Below are 5489 nucleotides of genomic sequence, written 5' to 3'. Positions count from 1 at the left end.
CTTCTACGCCACAAAGAATGACACCCGCCGTTAGGCGGGTGTCATAAATAGGTGTTTGGCAGTGTCCTACTTTCGCACGGGCAATCCGTACTATCATCGGCGCTGGTTCGTTTCACGGTCCTGTTCGGGATGGGAAGGCGTGGGACCAAACCGCTATGGCCGCCAAACTTAAACTGTACAAATCGTCAAGCCACCGGTAATGTCACTCCGGTTAATCAAATCAAACTGTTCTGTCCGGCTACTAACCAAACAATCGGGTAATGTGTATCGATTCCAGTAAGCTTTATTCTATTGAGTACTCTTCCCGGTGTCTCTACACCGCAAAGCACTTCAAATGATAGAGTCAAGCCTCACGAGCAATTAGTATGGGTTAGCTGCACGCGTTGCCGCGCTTCCACACCCCACCTATCAACGTCCTGGTCTAGAACGACTCTTCAGCGCGGTTATACCGCAAGGGAAGTCTCATCTCCAGGCAGGTTTCGCGCTTAGATGCTTTCAGCGCTTATCCTTCCCGAACTTAGCTACCCGGCGATGCCACTGGCGTGACAACCGGTACACCAGAGGTTCGTCCACTCCGGTCCTCTCGTACTAGGAGCAGCCCCTGTCAAACTTCCAACGCCCACTGCAGATAGGGACCAAACTGTCTCACGACGTTTTAAACCCAGCTCACGTACCACTTTAAATGGCGAACAGCCATACCCTTGGGACCGACTACAGCCCCAGGATGTGATGAGCCGACATCGAGGTGCCAAACTCCGCCGTCGATATGAACTCTTGGGCGGAATCAGCCTGTTATCCCCGGAGTACCTTTTATCCGTTGAGCGATGGCCCTTCCATTCAGAACCACCGGATCACTATGTCCTGCTTTCGCACCTGCTCGACTTGTCGGTCTCGCAGTTAAGCTACCTTTTGCCATTGCACTATCAGTCCGATTTCCGACCGGACCTAGGTAACCTTCGAACTCCTCCGTTACTCTTTGGGAGGAGACCGCCCCAGTCAAACTGCCTACCATGCACGGTCCCCGATCCGGTTAACGGACCTGGGTTAGAACCTCAAAGTCACCAGGGTGGTATTTCAAGGACGGCTCCACAGAAACTAGCGTCTCTGCTTCTAAGCCTCCCACCTATCCTACACAAGTGACTTCAAAGTCCAATGCAAAGCTACAGTAAAGGTTCACGGGGTCTTTCCGTCTAGCAGCGGGTAGATTGCATCTTCACAACCACTTCAACTTCGCTGAGTCTCGGGAGGAGACAGTGTGGCCATCGTTACGCCATTCGTGCGGGTCGGAACTTACCCGACAAGGAATTTCGCTACCTTAGGACCGTTATAGTTACGGCCGCCGTTTACTGGGGCTTCGATCCGATGCTCTCACATCTTCAATTAACCTTCCAGCACCGGGCAGGCGTCACACCCTATACGTCCACTTTCGTGTTTGCAGAGTGCTGTGTTTTTAATAAACAGTCGCAGCCACCGATTCTCTGCGACCCTCCAAAGCTTACGGAGTAAATCCTTCACCTCAGAGGGCATACCTTCTCCCGAAGTTACGGTATCAATTTGCCGAGTTCCTTCTCCCGAGTTCTCTCAAGCGCCTTAGAATTCTCATCCTGCCCACCTGTGTCGGTTTGCGGTACGGTTCGATTTAAGCTAGAGCTTAGTGGCTTTTCCTGGAAGCGTGGTATCAGTCACTTCGTATCCGTAGATACTCGTTATCACTTCTCGGTGTTATGAAGAACCGGATTTGCCTAATCCTTCCACCTACCGGCTTGAACAAACTATTCCAACAGTTTGCTGACCTAACCTTCTCCGTCCCCACATCGCACTTAAATCAAGTACGGGAATATTAACCCGTTTCCCATCGACTACGCATCTCTGCCTCGCCTTAGGGGCCGACTCACCCTGCGCCGATGAACGTTGCGCAGGAAACCTTGGGCTTTCGGCGAGCGGGCTTTTCACCCGCTTTATCGCTACTCATGTCAACATTCGCACTTCTGATACCTCCAGCATTCCTTACGAAACACCTTCTCAGGCCTACAGAACGCTCCCCTACCATGCACTAGGTGCATCCGCAGCTTCGGTTATAGATTTGAGCCCCGTTACATCTTCCGCGCAGGATGACTCGACCAGTGAGCTATTACGCTTTCTTTAAATGATGGCTGCTTCTAAGCCAACATCCTGGCTGTCTAAGCCTTCCCACTTCGTTTACCACTTAATCTATCATTTGGGACCTTAGCTGGCGGTCTGGGTTGTTTCCCTCTCGACAACGGACGTTAGCACCCGCTGTCTGTCTCCCATGATTGCACTTTCCGGTATTCTGAGTTTGCCATGGGTTGGTAAGTCGCAATGACCCCCTAGCCATAACAGTGCTTTACCCCCGGAAGTGATACATGAGGCACTACCTAAATAGTTTTCGGGGAGAACCAGCTATCTCCGAGTTTGTTTAGCCTTTCACCCCTATCCACAGCTCATCCCCGCATTTTGCAACATGCGTGGGTTCGGTCCTCCAGTACCTGTTACGGCACCTTCAACCTGGCCATGGATAGATCACTCGGTTTCGGGTCTACACCCAGCAACTATGACGCCCTATTAAGACTCGGTTTCCCTACGCCTCCCCTATCCGGTTAAGCTCGCTACTGAATGTAAGTCGTTGACCCATTATACAAAAGGTACGCAGTCACACCATAAGGTGCTCCCACTGTTTGTATGCATCAGGTTTCAGGTTCTATTTCACTCCCCTCCCGGGGTTCTTTTCGCCTTTCCCTCACGGTACTGGTTCACTATCGGTCGATGATGAGTATTTAGCCTTGGAGGATGGTCCCCCCATCTTCAGACAGGATTTCTCGTGTCCCGCCCTACTTGTCGTATGCTTAGTACCACTGCCGGAATTTCGGATACGGGGCTATCACCCACTATGGCGGAAGTTTCCAATTCCTTCTCCTATCCCGACAACTATCACATACAGGCTCCTCCGCGTTCGCTCGCCACTACTTGCGGAATCTCGGTTGATTTCTTTTCCTCCGGGTACTTAGATGGTTCAGTTCTCCGGGTTCGCTTCTCTAAGCTTATGTATTCAGCTTAGGATACACATTGCTGTGTGGGTTTCCCCATTCGGACATCACCGGATCAAAGCTCTATTGCCAGCTCCCCGATGCTTTTCGCAGGCTTACACGTCCTTCGTCGCCTATCATCGCCAAGGCATCCACCTGATGCACTTATTCACTTGACTCTATCATTTGAAGTGCCTTTTTGACTTCGCCTGCGCTGCGTTGACTACAGCTGGGGCTTAAGGCCTCTACTTTGATAAAGCTTACTGCTTGTTGTGTCCGAATCCTGCCTTTTGTGTTTCAGGATTCAGTCGATACAATCATCACCCAAATTTCTGTATGACTTATCTCAAAGATAAGCCCTACTTCGTTTGTTTGTTGATTTCGGCTTGCCAATTTGTTAAAGATCGATGCGTTTTGACTTCGCAAATAAAAATAAACTACCGCGCAAACTGCAAGATGCAGCAGCTTACTCGTATATTTAGCATACTTTTATTTGGAAAGTATTGTGTGGTGGAGGCAAACGGGATCGAACCGATGACCCCCTGCTTGCAAAGCAGGTGCTCTACCAACTGAGCTATGCCCCCAGTACCTGGGCGGATCTGCTCCGCTCTACGACTACTGGTGGGTCTGGGAGGACTTGAACCTCCGACCCCACGCTTATCAAGCGTGTGCTCTAACCAGCTGAGCTACAAACCCAACATTCTCTTCGCATCTGTATCTGATTACCGATAGGTGTGGATGCTCTACCCCTACTTTTTCTCTAGAAAGGAGGTGATCCAGCCGCAGGTTCCCCTACGGCTACCTTGTTACGACTTCACCCCAGTCATGAAGCATACCGTGGCAAGCGGGCTCCTTGCGGTTACCCTACCTGCTTCTGGTATCCCCCACTCCCATGGTGTGACGGGCGGTGTGTACAAGACCCGGGAACGTATTCACCGCAGTATGCTGACCTGCGATTACTAGCGATTCCGACTTCATGCACTCGAGTTGCAGAGTGCAATCCGGACTACGATCGGTTTTCTGGGATTGGCTCCACCTCGCGGCTTGGCTACCCTCTGTACCGACCATTGTATGACGTGTGAAGCCCTGGTCATAAGGGCCATGAGGACTTGACGTCATCCCCACCTTCCTCCGGTTTGTCACCGGCAGTCTCATTAGAGTGCCCAACTAAATGATGGCAACTAATGACAAGGGTTGCGCTCGTTGCGGGACTTAACCCAACATCTCACGACACGAGCTGACGACAGCCATGCAGCACCTGTGTTACGGCTCCCGAAGGCACCCTTCCGTCTCTGGAAGGTTCCGTACATGTCAAGACCAGGTAAGGTTCTTCGCGTTGCATCGAATTAATCCACATCATCCACCGCTTGTGCGGGTCCCCGTCAATTCCTTTGAGTTTTAATCTTGCGACCGTACTCCCCAGGCGGTCGATTTCACGCGTTAGCTACGCTACTAAGCAATCAAGTTGCCCAACAGCTAATCGACATCGTTTAGGGCGTGGACTACCAGGGTATCTAATCCTGTTTGCTACCCACGCTTTCGAGCATGAACGTCAGTGTTATCCCAGGGGGCTGCCTTCGCCATCGGTATTCCTCCACATCTCTACGCATTTCACTGCTACACGTGGAATTCTACCCCCCTCTGACACACTCTAGCTATCCAGTTCAGAACGCAGTTCCCAGGTTAAGCCCGGGGATTTCACATCCTGCTTAAATAACCGTCTGCGCTCGCTTTACGCCCAGTAATTCCGATTAACGCTCGCACCCTACGTATTACCGCGGCTGCTGGCACGTAGTTAGCCGGTGCTTATTCTTTAGGTACCGTCAGCAAAAAGTGGTATTAGCACTTCCCTTTTCTTCCCTAACAAAAGTACTTTACAACCCGAAGGCCTTCTTCATACACGCGGCATGGCTGGATCAGGGTTGCCCCCATTGTCCAAAATTCCCCACTGCTGCCTCCCGTAGGAGTCTGGGCCGTGTCTCAGTCCCAGTGTGGCGGATCGTCCTCTCAGACCCGCTACTGATCGTCGCCTTGGTAGGCCTTTACCCCACCAACTAGCTAATCAGTTATCGGCCGCTCGAATAACGCGAGGTCTTGCGATCCCCCGCTTTCTCCCTCAGGACGTATGCGGTATTAGCCAATCTTTCGATTGGTTATCCCCCATTACTCGGTACGTTCCGATATATTACTCACCCGTTCGCCACTCGCCGGACAGTAGTGCAAGCACTACCCCGCTGCCGTTCGACTTGCATGTGTAAAGCATGCCGCCAGCGTTCAATCTGAGCCAGGATCAAACTCTTATGTTCAATCTCTAACTTAATAACTTCTGGTCTGCTTCAAAGAAATCGACAGAACAATGTTAAACATCGTCTTGTCTTCTTCTCAACAGTGCAGGTGTAAAACACCCACACTTATCGGTAATCTGATTGTTAAAGAGCTGCTGAA

2 tRNA genes and 3 rRNA genes are annotated in these 5489 nt (G+C 51.2%); all 5 read right to left on the bottom strand.

From position 1 onward, the window contains the following. Window positions 1–53 precede the first annotated feature (53 nt). Window positions 54–167: ribosomal RNA gene (rrf, locus tag HMPREF2541_RS02290) — 5S ribosomal RNA — on the bottom strand. A gap of 172 nt (window positions 168–339) precedes the next feature. Next, window positions 340–3223 (bottom strand): 23S ribosomal RNA (locus HMPREF2541_RS02285). Between the two features lie 329 nt (window positions 3224–3552). Beyond that, window positions 3553–3628 (bottom strand) — tRNA-Ala (locus HMPREF2541_RS02280). 35 nt (window positions 3629–3663) lie between these two features. Then, a tRNA-Ile gene (locus HMPREF2541_RS02275) sits at window positions 3664–3740 on the bottom strand. A 68-nt stretch (window positions 3741–3808) separates the two neighbouring features. After that, window positions 3809–5350 (bottom strand): 16S ribosomal RNA (locus HMPREF2541_RS02270). Together the 16S, 23S and 5S rRNA genes with 2 tRNA genes alongside form the textbook arrangement of a ribosomal RNA operon. Window positions 5351–5489: the final 139 nt, after the last annotated feature.

The sequence above is a fragment of the Eikenella sp. HMSC061C02 genome, from assembly GCF_001809035.1.
GTDB classification, from domain to species: domain Bacteria; phylum Pseudomonadota; class Gammaproteobacteria; order Burkholderiales; family Neisseriaceae; genus Eikenella; species Eikenella corrodens.
This window is presented reverse-complemented; position numbering and strand designations above follow the sequence as displayed.